Raw genomic sequence first — 14,264 nt, 5'->3', positions numbered from 1 at the left:
TCAGGCCGCCTTTCCGAAGAACAGGCCGGCGAGATCGGCCGTCGATACATCCGCCGCCGGCGCCCGTAGGCTGAGGCGTCCCGCCACCAGCACCACCACTTCCTCCGCGATCTTCAGGGCGGCGGAGACATTCTGCTCCACTAATAGGATGGTGACACCGGATTCGCGCACGCGGGTGATGGCCTCCATGGTCTGGCCGACGATTTTCGGCGACAGGCCCGCAGAGGGTTCATCCAGCAGCAGCACTTCCGGATTGGCGAGCAGGGCGCAGGCGAAGGCCAGCATCTGTCGCTGGCCGCCGGAGAGGTTGCCGGCCAGCGTGCGGGGCCGTGCGGCGATCTCGGGAAACAGGCTCAGCACCCGTTCCTCCTGCTCGCGCCCAATGCCTGGGCGGCCGCGCAGGAATTCCGTGGCGAGCTTGAGATTCTCGCGGATGCTGAGGCTGCGAAAGACATTGGCCTCCTGGGGCACATAGGCGAGGCCGGCGAAGACGCGGCGCGCTGGGGAAAGGGCGGTGACATCGCTTCCTGTCACCGAGACGGATCCGGCGCGGGCCGGCAAAAGACCGGCGATGGTCTTGATGAAGCTGGATTTTCCCGAGCCGTTGGGGCCGATCACGGCGATGATGGATTCCGCCCGCTGCGCGAAATCTATGCCGCATACGATATCGCCGCCGCGGCCGTAGCCGGCGCGCAGCCCCTGCACCCGCAGGGCGTCCATTTCGTGGTTTTCGATCATGCCGCGAGCCCCAGATAGGCTTCCACGACGCGGGGATCGGACGTGGCCTCGGCGAAGGTGCCGGAGACCAGCGTCCGCCCTTCGGCCAGCACATGGACATGGTCGCAGACTTCGCCGACGAGGTGCATGTCGTGCTCGACGATGCCGAACGACAGGCCCTCGGCCTTCAGTTCGCGCACCAGGCGGATGATCTCTTCGCGCAGCGGTGGGGAGACGCCGGCGCCGGGTTCGTCCAGCAGGAGGAGGCGGGGTTCCAGCAGCAGCGCGCGGGCGACCTCCAGCAGCTTCTTCTGGCCGCCGGAAAGCGCGGCGGAGGATTGATCCGCCAGCTTCCACAGGCCCACACGTTCCAGCAGGGTGCGGGCCTTCGCGGCGTTCACATGCTCCTGCGCCCACCATTTGCGGCGCGAGATCACGGCGCCCAAAAGCCGCTCGCCGATCTGGTGGGGTGGGGCGAGCAGCAGGTTTTCAAACACGGTAAGGCTGGAGAGCTCGCGCACGATCTGGAAACTGCGCACGACGCCGAGCGCCGCCATGCGATGGGCGGGCAGGCCGGTGACATCGACGCCGTTGAAGGTGACCGTGCCAGCCTCGGGCTTGGCGAGCCCCGTGAGCGCATTGAGCAAGGTCGTCTTGCCCGCGCCGTTGGGTCCGATCAGGCCGGTGACCTCGCCCTTGCGAAGCGACAGGCTGCACCCGTCCAGGGCCGCCACGCCGCCATAATGCTTCACCAGCCCGGAGACCTCCAGAAACGCACCCGACATGCAAATATCCCCTATGTCCATTGATTTTATTAATTATCATCTCGCCGCTTGTCGATTGCCTTTTTTGGTCGCACATCCGCGTTTGATTCAGATCAAATTTTGCGCAGTTGCCTATGAGGTAGTCAATATTGATGAAGTCGTATCAAATTAAATCCTGGTTGAATCAAGTAATCAAATTTATATTGCTTTGCGAAAAGCAAAATAATATTTATCAGGAGAAATGGCCCGTCCCCTCGAAATCACCTTGTTGCGCACCTTCGTGATGCTCGTTCAGGAGCAGAGCGTGACCCGTGTCGCCCGCAAGCTGAACCGCACCCAACCCGCCATCAGCCTCCAGGTGAAACGGCTCGAGGAGGCGGCCGGCCGCCCCTTGTTCGAGCCGGATTTGCGGCACCTGCGGCTGTCGCGCCATGGCGAGATGCTGCTGCCCTATGCGCGCACCGTGCTGCGTATGCATGAGGAGGCCTGCCTGCGCCTCGCGGCCGAGGAGATCGAGGGGCGAGTAACGCTCGGCTGTCCCGACCTCTATGCCGCCTTCCTCCTGCCCGAGACCCTCGCCAGCTTCCGTGCCAGCTATCCGGGCGTGGAGGTGACGGTGCGCTGCGCGCTGTCGCGGCAATTGGCGCAGGACATGACTGACGGGCTGATCGATATCGCCATCGCAACCCGCATGCCCGGCGTGGCGCCGAAGGTGGGGCGCGGCACGGTTCTGCGGGCGGAGCCGCTGGTCTGGCTCGGCGCCGCCGACGGGACGGCGCATCTCGAAGATCCGCTGCCGCTCGCCATGTTGCCGGACGGCAATCTCTATCGCGATTATGCCCTTGCGGGACTGAACGAGCAGGCACGGCCCTGGCGCATCGCCTGTGTCTCGGAAAGCATTGCCGGCCTCCAGGCCATGGCATTGGCGGATGCCGCCATCATCGTGCTGGCCGATTCGGTGCGCTCCACCGGGCTGGTGCGCCTCGGCGCGGCGGATGGGCTGCCGACGCTGCCCTCGGTGGACCTCATCCTCTGGGAGCGCCAGCCCGGCCTGCTTCAGGCGGCGGATTATCTGGCCGCCCACATCGCACGCAACGTCAGCGCCGAGCGCTCGCGCAAGCGCGCCTAGATTGGGGCTTGCCCGGCGTCAGCCCTGCGACATTGGCCCTCATTGCCCGACTAAATTGAATGTATATTATATGCAGTCAAATAATGCACGTGACTGGATATGCTCATGGCCGCTCCCTCCTGGCCCGCCCTATCCCCCTTGGAAACCGGCTTGCGCGGGCGCTGTCCGCGCTGCGGGCAGGGGCATCTGTTCAATGGGTTTCTCACCCTCGCGCCGAAGTGCGAAGTGTGCGGCCTCGACTATTCCTTCGCCGATCCGGCGGACGGCCCGGCCTTCTTTGTCATTTGCTTCGGCTGCCTGCCCTCGACCCTGTTCGCCATCTGGCTGGAAGTGGCGCATCAGGCGCCGTATTGGGTGCATCTGGTGACGACGCTTCCCCTGCTTCTGCTCACCTGCATTCCGCCCCTGCGGCCGCTGAAGGGATGGCTGGTGGCGAGCCAATATTTCTACAAGGCGGAAGAGGGAAAGCTGATCCCTCTCCCGAAGGTCGCGCCAAAATGAATGGATACAGATCCTGAATGACTGCATCATTGAGGTAGTGCGGTGATGCCGTAGCGACCCGCCACCGCGATCAGCCTCGGAATATCCGGCGCCCGGCGCCCGGGGCGCGGGAAGGCGAGGGGGCTGGCTGCCGGCTCGCCGGCTGCCAGGTGGGGTTGTTCGTGCAGGCCGCCGCCAGTCTCAGCAGGTCGAGGTGGGCGAGACGCGGCCGTCGAGCCGCAGGCGGTTCACGTGGCCCATCTTGCGGCCGGCACGGGCCTCGTCCTTGCCGTAGAGATGCAGATGGGCGCCCGGCTCGGCCAGGATCTTCGCCCAATCGTGGGCATCCGACCCGATGAGGTTGATCATCTGCACCGCACCGAGGCGGGACGCATCGCCCAGCGGCCAGCCGGCGATGGCGCGGACATGCTGCTCGAACTGGCTGGTGACGGCGCCGTCCTGCGTCCAATGCCCGGAATTGTGCACGCGCGGGGCGATTTCGTTGACGATCACCCGCTCCCCCGAGGCGACGGAGCTGATGAACAATTCCACCGCGAACACGCCCACATAGGAGAGCGCGCCGGCGATCTTGCAGGCGATGGCGTGCGCGCGGTCCGATGCCTGCCGCGATACGGCGGCCGGCACGGTGGAGGTGTGCAGGATATGGTCGCGGTGCACGTTCTCGGTCACGTCATAGGCCGTGAATGCATCGTCCATGCACCGCGCCGCGATCACGGAAACCTCGCGCTCGAACGTGACGAAGCCTTCCAGGATCGCGCTCTGTGCCCCAATGGCCTGCCAGGCGGCGCCAAGGTCGTCGCCGGGGCGGAGCGTCACCTGCCCCTTGCCGTCATAGCCGAAGCGGCGGGTTTTCAGCACCGCGGGCAGGCCGATGGTGGCAACCGCGGCTTCCAGGCCGGCCAAATCGTCCACGGCGGCGAACGGTGCGGTCTCGATCCCGAGGCCGCGCACGAAGCTCTTCTCCAGCAAGCGGTCCTGGGTGATCTCAAGCGCCTTCGCCCCCGGCCGCACGGGCACGTGCCTTTCCAGGAACTGCGCCGTGGCCAGGGGCACATTCTCGAATTCATACGTGACGACATCGCTCACCTGCGCCAGCGCGGCGAGGGCGGCCTCGTCGTCATAGGCGGCGCAGATGTGGCCGCCGGCCACCTGGAAGGCGGGGCTGTCCTGGTCCGGACACAGAATATGGGTCTTCAGGCCGAGCTGGGCCGCCGAAAGGGCGATCATGCGGCCGAGCTGCCCCCCGCCGAGGATGCCGATGGTGGAACCGGGCTTCAGCATGGATCAGACCGGCCGTTCCGTGACAGCTGCCGTGCGTTCGGCGCGATAGGCATCGAGCCGCGCGGCCAGCGCCTCGTCGCCGAGCGCCAGCACGGCGGCGGCGAGCAAAGCGGCGTTGGTGGCCCCGGCCTTGCCGATGGCGAGCGTGCCCACGGGGACGCCCGCCGGCATCTGGACGATGGAATAGAGGCTGTCCAGGCCGGACATGGCTTTCGATTCCACCGGCACGCCGAACACCGGCAGCGGGGTGAGGGCCGCCACCATGCCGGGCAGATGCGCCGCGCCGCCGGCGCCCGCGATGATCACCTTGAAGCCCTCCGCTTTCGCCCCCTTGGCGAACGCGAACATGCGCTCAGGCGTGCGATGGGCGGAGACGATGCGCACATCGTTGCCGATCTCGAGTGCTGCGAGCGTTTCCGCAGCGTGCCGCATGGTTTCCCAGTCCGACTGGCTGCCCATGATGACGGCCACCGGCCGCGAACCCATATCGTTCATCCCCGAAAAAAGGAAAGCGCGGCTTTATAGGATAAGGGGTCGGGGGGCAAGCGTGGGATTTTGCCGGAAGCGTTTCGCCGGGTCATTATCGCCAGCGGCGATGCAACCAAAGCCATTGGCCGGGATATTCGCGGACCCAATCCTCGATCACCGCCGTCACCGCCTGCATGGCGCCCTGCACGTCGATGCGGCCGTCCGCGTCGCGCGGCAGGATGACTTCTTCGGTGACCTCAATGCGGAACCGCCCCTTCGGCAGGCGGATGACGCGCATGCCGTGCACCGGGCATTCAAACTGCCGGGCGAGCCGCGCCAAGGTTGGATTGGTGGGGCAGGGGCGGCCGAAGAAATCCACCACCACGCCCTGGCCCCAATATTGATCCACCAGCATGCCGATATGCTGGCCCTCTTCCAGCATCCGCGCCATTTGGCGGCCGGCATTGCGGTTGGCGCGGATCAGGCCGGGCATGGTCTCCGCCCGCATGTCCTCGATCAGCTTGGCGGCCTTCTTGATGTTGGGCGCGCGATAGAGCACGCCGCCCTTCACGCCCAGCTTGCCGCCGGTGATGGCGTTCAATTCCCAATTGCCGGTGTGGGCGGTGAAGAACAGCGCCGGCTTGCCGTCGTCCCGCAGGCGGGCCATCACCTCGGTGCCGACGATTTCGATGCGCCCGTTGCCGGGATGCACCGGGTCATAATCCCAGATCCGATCGAGATGGGCGAATTCCGCCGACATGCGGCCGAGATTGTCCCACACCCCATCAAGAATACGCCGAATCTCGGCGTCGCTCTTTTCCGGGAAGGCGCGGCGCAGGTTTTGCCGCGCGACCCGGCTCACCAGGAAGAACGGACCCAGCAGGCGGGCGAGCGTGCTCACCACCGCCGAGGACCAGGAGATGGGAAAGAGGCGCGACCACCACACCAGCACCCGCACCAAGCCGACGATGATGCTCTCGGCGATGGGGGCAAGCGCGCGGCGGATGCGCCGCATGAAACGGCCCCACAGGATCTTCAGCGGCGACACGGCCGGTTTCCTCGCAAGGGTCTTAGAAGCGCACGACGATCTTGCCGAACACCTTGCGGCTCTCCAAGCGCTCCAGGCCCTCGTTGAACCGCTCCAGCGGCACCACGGTATCGATCACCGGCTTCACGCCCCGGCCCATCTTTTCCAGCCCGTCCGCCACATTGCGGATGGTGGCGCCGAACGAGCCGAAGATCTTGTACTGACGCTGGAACAGCTGCATCAGGTTCATCTGCACGCTGACGCCGGAGGTGGAGCCGCAGGTGACGAGCCGCGCGCCCGGCTTCATGGACAGCAGCGAGGCGTTCCAGGTGTCGGCGCCAACATGCTCGAACACCACGTCCACGCCCACCTTCTTGGTGATCTTGCGGACCTCGTGCTCGAACCGGTCGACCCGGTAATTGATCACGTGGTCGGCCCCGAGCGCCTTGGCCTTCTCCATCTTCTCGTCGTCGCCCACCGTGGTGATGACGGTGGCGCCGATATCCTTGGCGAGGCGGATGGCGGCGGAGCCGATGCCCGACCCGCCGGCATGGACCAGCACGGTCTCGCCCGCTTCCAGCTTGGCATTATCGAACAGCATGTGCTCGACGGTGGAGAAGGTGATGCCGGCGCAGCCCGCCTCCTCGAAGGAGACGCCCTCGGGGGCGGGAATCACCAGCCGCTCGGGCATGTTGATCACGTCGCGGGCAAAGCCGTCGATGTGGAAGCCCAGCACGCCGCCGACGCTTTCGCACAGATTGTCGCGGCCCTTGAGGCATTGCTTGCAATGGCCGCAGGTCATGGCGCCGTACATGGCGACCGTCTGCCCCACCTTCAGCCCGCGCACGTCGGCGCCCAGCGCCACCACTTCACCGGCGGCTTCCGCGCCCACCACCAGCGGCATCTTGCGCTTGGCGAACGCCATGCCGCGCCAGCCCCACACGTCGATATGATTGAGGGCGAGCGCCTTGACGCGGATCTGCACTTCGCCTGCGCCGGGGGCGTCGGGCTCGGGCATGTCGACGATCTGGAGATTGCGGTCGGAGACGAGCTGAAGGGCGCGCATTTTGGTCCTGAAGGTCAGCGGTGGATCGCAAGCTGGGCCGAGAGGCCCCCATCCACCGGGATCACGGCCCCGGTGATATAGCTTGCTCCCGGCGAGAAGAGAAATCCGACCAGCGCGGCGACCTCATCCACCTGTGCGAAACGCCCGGCGGGGATCTGCGCCGCCATGCGGTCGCGATAATCGGCGAACTTGGCGAGCATAGCCGTGTCGATGAAGCCGGGGGCGACATAATTCACCGTGACGCCGCGCTTCGCGCTCTCCACGGCAAGCCCCTTCACATGGGCCAGCAGGGCGGCCTTGGAGGCGGCGTAGGCGACATTGCCCTGGTTGGCCTGCAATGCCGCCACCGAGCCGATGGCGACGATCCTGCCCACACGTGCGCGGATCATGGGGCGCACCAGGGCGCGCGTGAGGCGCACGAAGGCATGGTGATTGACCTGCATCACCTGCTCGGCCCTGTCCTGGTCCACCATGACCGCGAGCGTGTCGTAGGAGGCCCCGGCATTGTGGCAGAAGCCGTAATAGGCGGCATCCGCCTCGATCTCCTGCGCCAGGGCCTCGACGGCGGCGCGGTCGGCGAGGTCCACCGCCTTAGCGTCGATGGTGGCGTCGGGATGGGCGGCGCGGATCTCCGCAAGCAGCGCCTCGGCCTCGGGGCCGGCGCTGCGATAGGTGAAGGTCACGTCATAGCCGGCCGCCGCCAGCGCGCGCACAATCGCCGAGCCGAGGCCGCGCCCGCCGCCGGTGACGAGGACGCGCTTGTTCTCGGGCGCGGTCATGGATGTCCGCGCCCTGCGATGCCAATCGGCGCCGGCCAGCGGCTGATGCCGTGCCTCACGCCGGCTCCCCCGTCAGCACCAGGCACACATTCTGCCCGCCGAAGCCAAAGGAATTGGAGATGACGCGGTTCACCGTGGCGTCGCGCGCGACGTTCGGCACCACGTCCAGCGGGATCGCCGGATCGGGGATGTTATAGTTGATGGTCGGCGGAATGCGTCCGTTCGCGATGGTCAGCAGCGACACCGCCGCCTCGATGGCGCCAGCGGCGGTCAGCGTGTGGCCGATCATGGATTTGTTGGACGAGATGGGAATGCCAGCCAGTGCCTCCTCGCCGAACACGGCTTTCATGCCGACATATTCCATCCGGTCATTCTCGGGCGTCGAGGTGCCGTGGGCGTTGATGTAATCCACGTCGCCGGGGGTGATGCCGGCATCCTTCAGCGCATTCATCATGCAGCCGATGATGGGCTTGCCGTCCGGGCTGGAGCGGGTGCGATGGAAATTGTCGGACATCTCCCCGCAGCCTTCCAGCACGCCGAGGATCTTGGCGCCACGGGCAGTGGCATGCTCCAGGCTTTCCAGCACCAGGGCGGCGGCGCCTTCCGCCATCACGAAGCCGTCGCGATTCTTGGCGAACGGGCGCGCCGCCTCGCCGGGCTTGTCGTTGGCGGTGGTCAGCGCCGAGAGCAGGGAAAAGCGGATCAGCGCCTCGGGATGGACCGAGCCGTCGGTGCCCAGCGAAAGCGCGACATCGCATTCCCCGCGCCGGATCGCCTCGACGCCAAGCTGGATCGCCGTGCCGCCGGAGGCGCAGGCGGTGGAGAGGGAAATCGGCTGGCCCTGGGTGCCGAAATGGTCGGCGAGCCGGTCCGCCACCGAGCCGAACAGAAAGCGCTCGTGCCAGGCGGAGAATTTGCCGGTCTCCGCCGCGTCGAGAAGATCGTGATAGACCAGGGGCTTGTTGGGGACGACCTCGGCCAGCGCGCGCTTTTCCGGCCATTCCAGCTCGACCGGCGGGACGGCAGCGAACAGCGGGCCTGGAAAGCTGCCCTTGGAGCCGATGCCGGCTTCCGCGATGGCTTCTTCCGCCGCCAGGGTGGCGAGGCGCTGGGACAGGTCGGGCGCGGGAACGCGGCCGTCGAACAGGAAGTCCACGGTGCCGGCGATGGTGGTGCGCATGCCTTCCAGCGGAAAGCGGGTGATGGTGTGGATGCCGGATTCTCCGGCGGTCAGGCGGCGCCAATTGTCCGCCTTGCCCTGGCCCAGCGAGGTCACGATGCCGATGCCGGTCACCACCACGATGGGGCGGCCGAACTTGTCCGTATATGCCTGCGCCACGGGCGCCTCCTTCCAAGGACGTCACTACCGGAGTGAGCGTCCGCACGTCCTGGGGCCGTGTCCGTGACGGACGGCGGCGGGGCGGCGAGGGAGGGGGACGTCGCACCTCCACCCGCATGGACGGACTTCATGGGACCTTCCGGCGCGCCCCTCGCCAGCCCCGATGCCCGCCCGCTTTATGCGTGAGATATAAGGCTCAATCCACCCGTTCCACCAGCCCTGCGCCTTCACCGCGCCAATGGCCGACGGCGGTGACGATCACACGGGACACGGCGCCGCTGCCGTTTTCCAGCGTATCGCCGGGCAAAGCGGGAAACAGCGTGCCCTCATTCACCGCCAACGCCGCGAGGGCAAGGCCGGCGGCGAATTGCGCCTCGAAGCCATGGCCGATGCGATTGGCGAGCGAACGGACCGGCAGGGCGGCCGCGCGCAGGGCCTGCGCTTCCGCCTCGGTGGCGCCGCGTGCGCCGGTGGCGCCGGAGAATACGGCGGTGCCCGGTGTCGTGCCGGCCTTGGCGAGCAGGGCCGTCACCTTTTCCGCGACGCTACCCGGCGCATCGCGCCGCGCCCGTTCCGACCAGACGCCGGAGAGTTTGGCCAGCGGCTTGGCGCCGCGCGCGGTGGCGTGCTCGGGCGATTCCAGCACCAGAAACGCGCCCATGGAGCCGGAGGGAATGCCCGGCGCGCCATCGGCGCCGAAGATCGGCCGGAAGCCGTTCTTCATGCAGAAATCGTTCAGCGCGTAGAGGAGAAGCATGTCCTCACGCTCGGCATTATAGGCCCCGCCGACCAGCGCGATCTCGCTCTGGCGGGCGGCGATGCGCGAGAACGCGATGCGGGTGGCATCCACGCCCGCGCTTTCCTCGCCCATGAAGGTGCGCGAGGAGCCAGTGACGCCATGCACGATGGAGATGTTGCCGGCCAGCAAATTGGACAATTGCGCCAGCGACAAGGTCGGGCGCAGGTCCGACAGCAGGCGCTCGTTCAGCAGGCGGCCGGTATCGTTGGACACCAGCATATCGTTGAGAATCGCCGCATCGACGAGGAAGTCACGCTCGCCGCCGCCGGCCGCGACGATCATATCGGTCTCGCCGAGGATCTCGGCATTCTTGGCGATGCCCGCGCTGTCAAGCGCCAGCCCGGCGGCATAGGTGCCGATGCGCTGCCAGGGCTCCATCTGCCGCTGATCGCCCTTCTTGGGGATCTGGCTGTCGTAATTCACCTTGACCAGGGGATGGACCACATAAGGCGCAAAGCGCTCGGCGTCGGTCACCGGCGCGGTGCCGGCGGCGAGCGCCTGCCAATTGGCCTGCGGCCCCTCGCCCAGCGAGGAAACGAGGCCGATGCCGGTGATCCACACGTCGCGCTTGGTGCTCGGGCTCTGCTCAGGCATCGACATAGTCCGCGATCGGGAATTCCACCCGCTCGGCCACTTTTAGCACCACGTCCTTCATCCGGCCCTCGGGCCAGGGAAGGACGCGAAACACCAGCTCGGCGTTGCAGATCGGCTTGCCCTCGCAGGTGCAGCGGGTCTGCGCCACCACGAAGCCGGAGCCCTCGTGCAGGATCTTGGAATAAAGGTCCAGATTCTGCCCGGGCACGACGAAGGTGCGCAGCTTGGCTTCCTTGACGGTGGCCAGGAACGGCATCTTGTCGAATCGGTTGCGCGCGAGCACCAGCCAGCCGGTGGTCTGGGCCATGGCCTCGATCAGCAGGACGCCGGGCATCAGGGGATGGCCAGGAAAATGCCCCTCGAAGATGGAGCTTTCTTCCGGCACAAGGCCTTCGCAATGAATGGTCTCAAGGCCCGGATCGATCGCGACGACCCGGTCCACCATCTTGAAAACTTCTGGACGCATTCGCTCCGTCCGACCTCAGGCGGTCTTCGCCGCGACCAGATCGTCGATGCGAGCGCACAGGTTCTTGAGCACGAAATATTGCTCGGTGGTGGCTTTGCCGTCGTTCACTTCCTGCGTCCACTGTTCCAGCGGAAGCTTGATGCCGAACGCTTTGTCGATGGCGAAGGCGATGTCGAGGAAGTCCAGGCTGTCGATACCCAGATCGTCGATGGCATGGCTTTCCGGCGTGATGGTGTCGCGCGGAATGTCGCACGTCTCGGCGATGATATTGGCGACGGTATCGAACGTCGAAGACATGAGTGCGCCTCTGTTATGGCTCGGCCGCTCGGGGCACGACCTGCTCGCTGCGGGCGAGACAAAGCGGCCACGGCCGAGGCTTGGCCTCTGCGGCCCCTCGGATAGTCGAAGTGCCCTATAGCGAAGGCGGCCTGAGGTTTCAATGGGAACCGCGCTGAGGTGGCGGCGCGATACCGTTTCCCCTCACGGTTCGGTTAAGGCGCGATCCAGCAGCCAGGCGGGTTCGGCGATGGGATTGGCGCCGAACAGCGCGCGCGGGCGCATCAGCCGGGTTGTCCCAAAGGCATGGGCGACCGGACCCGGCGCGCACGAGGCCAGCGCTGCCGCGGCGGCCAGGGCGGCGAGCCGCTCGGCGATGTGCCGGGCGCGGCTTTCCAGATCGTCGCCGGTCAGGGAATCTGCGATGTCTCGGGCGGCCTCAAGGGCTCCCGGCACCTCGCGCGCCTCCTGCGCCAGCGCCGCAATCACCGCGCGGGTCGCGGCTGCGTCCCGGGCGGCGGCGCGCAGCAGGTCGAGCGCCATGACATTGCCCGAGCCCTCCCAGATGGCATTCACCGGCGCCTCGCGATAGAGCCGGGGCAGGGGGCTCTCCTCCACATAGGCATTGCCGCCGAGCGCCTCCATCGCCTCATAGATGAAGCCCGGCGCCGCCTTGCACACGCTGAATTTCACCGCCGGCGTCAGCAGGCGCGCGCGGGCGGCCTCCAGCGGATCGTCCTTCGCCCGGTCGAAGCTCAGGGCGAGGCGGAAGGCGAGGGCGGTCGCCGCCTCGCTCTCCAAGGCAAGGTCCGCCAGAACGGCGGTCATGGCCGGCTGGTCGATCAGGCGTTTGCCGAACACCGTGCGGTGCCGCGCGTGGTGCACCGCCAGCGCGAGCGCCATGCGCATCAGGCCGGCCGAGGAGACGGCGCAGTCGAGCCGCGTCAATTGCACCATCTCGATGATGGTCGCCACCCCGCGCCCTTCCGCGCCCACCCGCCAGGCGAAGGCGCGGGCGAATTCCACTTCGGACGAGGCGTTGGAACGGTTGCCGAGCTTGTCCTTCAGCCGTTGCAGGTGCAGCGCGTTCACCGCGCCATCCGGGCGGAAGCGCGGCACGAGGAAGCAGGTCAGCCCGCCGTTTGCCTGCGCCAGCACCAGGAACGCATCGCTCATGGGCGCCGAGAAGAACCATTTGTGGCCGGTGATCTCATAGTCATCACCGCCGATCGCCTCGGCGCGGGTGATATTGGCGCGCACGTCGGTGCCGCCCTGCTTTTCGGTCATGCCCATGCCGAGGGTGACGCTGCTCTTTTCCCAGAACGGCACGAAGCGCGAATCATAAGGCCCGGCATTGATGCGCGGCAGCCATTCGGCCAGAAGCGTGGGCGCGGCGGCCAGCGCGGCCGGGGCGGCATGGGTCATGGTGAGCGGGCACACATGCCCGGCCTCCACCTGCGCGATCACGAACAGGCGCGCCGCCCGCGCCACATGGCTGCCGCCGGCCCATGTGGAATGGGCGAGCCCCGCCGCATGGCTGTGGCCCATCAGGGCGTGATAGGCGGGATGGAATTCCACGAGATCGAGCCGCCGCCCCTGGGGATCGTGGGTGCGCAGGCGCGGCGGATTCTCGTTCGCGTGCCGGCCAAGGGCAAGGCGCGCCTCGGCCCCCCATTCGGCGCCGAACGGCAAAAGTTCGCCCGCCGCAAGGCCCGCCGCCTCCCGCAGGGGAGTGTCGGCGGCGATCAGATTCACGTCCGCGAACGGCGGCGGCTGGTTGAAGACCTGCTCCTCGGCCACGGGATCGCTCATGGGTCGCCCTCCAAGGCGGCGTGCCCGGTGCATTGCAGCGCCTTCGGCTGGACACGCCTTTTCTGCTCGCTAGAGCCGAATCCGCCCATATTCAATAAGTTAGAGGGCGATTCACCACCCATATGGAACCACTGGGTGGTTCCATATGGGTGGATCGCGCTCTAAGCTGCCCGCCCATGCCTCTGTTCGCAACCATCTGGCCCTGGATCGGCCTCGGCGCTGCCGGGGCCTTGCTGATTCTGCTTGCCGCCAGCGACGGTCTTCAGGCCGACCGGCGGATCGCGCGCTGGTATGATCTGCAATGGCTCACCTGGCTCGCGGTGACGGCCTATCTGCTGCACCAGTTCGAGGAACACGGGGTGAGCCTGCTGGGTGCGCCTTACGCCTTTCGCGGCACTTTGTGCGCGACGCTGGGCTATGGCGATGCCGTCTCCTGCCCGGTGCCGCTGGCTTTCATCACTGCCGTGAATGTCTCGGCGGTCTGGGTCGCGGGCTTTGCCAGCGCTTTGGCGGCGCGACGCTTTCCCTTGATCGCGCTCAGTTTTTTCGCCGTGCCGCTGGTGAATGCCTTTGCCCACATCGTCCCGGCCATTCTGGAGCGCCGCTATAATCCGGGGCTGTTCAGCGCGGTGGTGCTGTTCCTGCCGCTTTGCCTATGGGCACTGGCGGTGGCGGTGCGGCGTTATGGGGCGGGGGTGAAGGCGATCGGATTGGTTCTTCTCGCCGGCCTGCTGGTGCATGCGGTGCTGATGGGCTCGCTGCTGGCTTATCTGCGGGATTTCATAGGGTTGGTGCCGCTGGTGGCGATCCAGGTGCTGAACGCCGCGCTCCCCGCCGCGCTCATGGTGGCGGCGTTTCACGGGCGCGTCGCCGTGCCGCCACCGGCGCCTGCCACGCCGGTCCGGGCGCCCCGCAAACCCCGCCGTCCGCCGGCTCAGGCCGCCTGAAGGCGCAAAAATGTTTCACGTGAAACAATGGCTTAGCGCGGACGAACAGGGGTGAGAAGCCGCTTCTCCGCGCCTCTCGGGCCGACCGAACCGGCATTTCGGCCGAAGTTCCACGCCGAACTTCGGCGCGCGATTTTTCTCGCGAGGGGTCAGGCCGGAGTGAGCGGCCTGGGGGCCTTGATGGTGCCAGGGTAGCGTTTTCGGGATGAGGAGCCGCTGGCTCTGGCTGACAAGCATCGCACGGGTCGGCGCCGCGTGGATGGCCGGGGCGCGCCCGGCCATGACGAACGATGAAGAAT

15 protein-coding genes are annotated in these 14,264 nt (G+C 66.9%); 3 read left to right on the top strand and 12 right to left on the bottom strand.

All coding sequences use genetic code 11. The features are described from left to right. Complete coding sequence (locus V5G24_RS15195; RefSeq protein WP_394081506.1) at positions 1-738, bottom strand: branched-chain amino acid ABC transporter ATP-binding protein; 738 nt, start codon at positions 736-738, stop codon at positions 1-3. Continuing rightward, positions 735-1,502: an ABC transporter ATP-binding protein gene (locus V5G24_RS15190; protein WP_394081508.1), complete on the bottom strand. Its 768-nt coding sequence runs from the start codon at positions 1,500-1,502 to the stop codon at positions 735-737. The genes V5G24_RS15195 and V5G24_RS15190 overlap by 4 nt, the downstream gene beginning before the upstream one ends. Before the next feature lie 220 nt (positions 1,503-1,722). On the opposite strand from V5G24_RS15190, the gene V5G24_RS15185 reads away from it, so the two are divergent. Then, positions 1,723-2,610 carry a LysR substrate-binding domain-containing protein gene (locus tag V5G24_RS15185; protein ID WP_394081510.1) on the top strand — a complete coding sequence of 296 codons (888 nt, stop codon included), beginning with the start codon at positions 1,723-1,725 and terminating at the stop codon, positions 2,608-2,610. 105 nt (positions 2,611-2,715) lie between these two features. Next, positions 2,716-3,111, top strand: a complete 396-nt coding sequence (locus V5G24_RS15180) for a DUF983 domain-containing protein (protein WP_394081512.1) — start codon at positions 2,716-2,718, stop codon at positions 3,109-3,111. Positions 3,112-3,291: 180 nt separating this feature from the next. Here the strand turns inward: V5G24_RS15180 and V5G24_RS15175 are convergent, their stop codons facing one another. The 10 genes from V5G24_RS15175 to V5G24_RS15130 form a co-directional block, all read right to left on the bottom strand. Beyond that, entirely contained in the window at positions 3,292-4,392 is a 1,101-nt protein-coding gene (locus tag V5G24_RS15175; protein ID WP_394081514.1) for a 5-(carboxyamino)imidazole ribonucleotide synthase, read from the bottom strand. Between the two features lie 3 nt (positions 4,393-4,395). Then, positions 4,396-4,878 carry a 5-(carboxyamino)imidazole ribonucleotide mutase gene (purE, locus tag V5G24_RS15170; protein ID WP_394081516.1) on the bottom strand — a complete coding sequence of 161 codons (483 nt, stop codon included), beginning with the start codon at positions 4,876-4,878 and terminating at the stop codon, positions 4,396-4,398. A 94-nt stretch (positions 4,879-4,972) separates the two neighbouring features. Beyond that, positions 4,973-5,875, bottom strand: a complete 903-nt coding sequence (locus V5G24_RS15165; RefSeq protein WP_394082098.1) for a lipid A biosynthesis lauroyl acyltransferase — start codon at positions 5,873-5,875, stop codon at positions 4,973-4,975. A gap of 55 nt (positions 5,876-5,930) precedes the next feature. Further along, on the bottom strand, positions 5,931-6,953 hold the full coding sequence (locus V5G24_RS15160) for a zinc-binding dehydrogenase (protein WP_394081518.1): 1,023 nt from the start codon (positions 6,951-6,953) through the stop codon (positions 5,931-5,933). A 14-nt stretch (positions 6,954-6,967) separates the two neighbouring features. Beyond that, the gene (locus V5G24_RS15155; RefSeq protein ID WP_394081520.1) at positions 6,968-7,732 is read right to left on the bottom strand and encodes an SDR family oxidoreductase; all 765 of its coding nucleotides are present in this window, start codon (positions 7,730-7,732) and stop codon (positions 6,968-6,970) included. Positions 7,733-7,787: 55 nt separating this feature from the next. Next, positions 7,788-9,071, bottom strand: a complete 1,284-nt coding sequence (locus V5G24_RS15150) for a beta-ketoacyl-ACP synthase (RefSeq protein WP_394081522.1) — start codon at positions 9,069-9,071, stop codon at positions 7,788-7,790. A gap of 196 nt (positions 9,072-9,267) precedes the next feature. Beyond that, positions 9,268-10,464 carry a beta-ketoacyl-ACP synthase gene (locus V5G24_RS15145; protein WP_394081524.1) on the bottom strand — a complete coding sequence of 399 codons (1,197 nt, stop codon included), beginning with the start codon at positions 10,462-10,464 and terminating at the stop codon, positions 9,268-9,270. Beyond that, complete coding sequence (locus tag V5G24_RS15140) at positions 10,457-10,930, bottom strand: 3-hydroxyacyl-ACP dehydratase FabZ family protein (protein WP_394065889.1); 474 nt, start codon at positions 10,928-10,930, stop codon at positions 10,457-10,459. Before V5G24_RS15140 ends, V5G24_RS15145 begins: the two co-directional genes overlap by 8 nt. A gap of 15 nt (positions 10,931-10,945) precedes the next feature. Next, positions 10,946-11,227 carry an acyl carrier protein gene (locus tag V5G24_RS15135; RefSeq protein WP_348844761.1) on the bottom strand — a complete coding sequence of 94 codons (282 nt, stop codon included), beginning with the start codon at positions 11,225-11,227 and terminating at the stop codon, positions 10,946-10,948. A gap of 183 nt (positions 11,228-11,410) precedes the next feature. After that, positions 11,411-13,018 (bottom strand): acyl-CoA dehydrogenase family protein, encoded by a 1,608-nt coding sequence (locus tag V5G24_RS15130; RefSeq protein WP_394081526.1) that lies wholly within the window; start codon positions 13,016-13,018, stop codon positions 11,411-11,413. A 176-nt stretch (positions 13,019-13,194) separates the two neighbouring features. Between V5G24_RS15130 and V5G24_RS15125 the strand changes: the two genes are divergently transcribed. Next, a complete protein-coding gene (locus V5G24_RS15125) occupies positions 13,195-13,965 on the top strand; it encodes an HXXEE domain-containing protein (protein WP_394081528.1) in 771 nt (256 codons plus the stop codon). Positions 13,966-14,264: the final 299 nt, after the last annotated feature.

It is taken from the genome of Roseixanthobacter finlandensis, assembly GCF_043195105.2.
Lineage (GTDB): Bacteria > Pseudomonadota > Alphaproteobacteria > Rhizobiales > Xanthobacteraceae > NCEH01.
The sequence above is the reverse complement of the archived record's forward strand: the minus strand, read 5'-3'. Positions and strand labels throughout refer to the sequence as shown.

Excerpts from the sequence above, each read along its gene's own strand:
- V5G24_RS15195 (WP_394081506.1), bottom strand. The coding sequence starts at position 738 with ATGATCGAAAACCACGAAATGGACGCCCTGCGGGTGCAGGGGCTGCGC.
- V5G24_RS15190 (WP_394081508.1), bottom strand. The coding sequence starts at position 1,502 with ATGTCGGGTGCGTTTCTGGAGGTCTCCGGGCTGGTGAAGCATTATGGC.
- V5G24_RS15185 (WP_394081510.1), top strand. The coding sequence starts at position 1,723 with ATGGCCCGTCCCCTCGAAATCACCTTGTTGCGCACCTTCGTGATGCTC.
- V5G24_RS15180 (WP_394081512.1), top strand. The coding sequence starts at position 2,716 with ATGGCCGCTCCCTCCTGGCCCGCCCTATCCCCCTTGGAAACCGGCTTG.
- V5G24_RS15175 (WP_394081514.1), bottom strand. The coding sequence starts at position 4,392 with ATGCTGAAGCCCGGTTCCACCATCGGCATCCTCGGCGGGGGGCAGCTC.
- purE (WP_394081516.1), bottom strand. The coding sequence starts at position 4,878 with ATGGGTTCGCGGCCGGTGGCCGTCATCATGGGCAGCCAGTCGGACTGG.
- V5G24_RS15165 (WP_394082098.1), bottom strand. The coding sequence starts at position 5,875 with ATGCGGCGCATCCGCCGCGCGCTTGCCCCCATCGCCGAGAGCATCATC.
- V5G24_RS15160 (WP_394081518.1), bottom strand. The coding sequence starts at position 6,953 with ATGCGCGCCCTTCAGCTCGTCTCCGACCGCAATCTCCAGATCGTCGAC.
- V5G24_RS15155 (WP_394081520.1), bottom strand. The coding sequence starts at position 7,732 with ATGACCGCGCCCGAGAACAAGCGCGTCCTCGTCACCGGCGGCGGGCGC.
- V5G24_RS15145 (WP_394081524.1), bottom strand. The coding sequence starts at position 10,464 with ATGCCTGAGCAGAGCCCGAGCACCAAGCGCGACGTGTGGATCACCGGC.
- V5G24_RS15140 (WP_394065889.1), bottom strand. The coding sequence starts at position 10,930 with ATGCGTCCAGAAGTTTTCAAGATGGTGGACCGGGTCGTCGCGATCGAT.
- V5G24_RS15135 (WP_348844761.1), bottom strand. The coding sequence starts at position 11,227 with ATGTCTTCGACGTTCGATACCGTCGCCAATATCATCGCCGAGACGTGC.
- V5G24_RS15130 (WP_394081526.1), bottom strand. The coding sequence starts at position 13,018 with ATGAGCGATCCCGTGGCCGAGGAGCAGGTCTTCAACCAGCCGCCGCCG.
- V5G24_RS15125 (WP_394081528.1), top strand. The coding sequence starts at position 13,195 with ATGCCTCTGTTCGCAACCATCTGGCCCTGGATCGGCCTCGGCGCTGCC.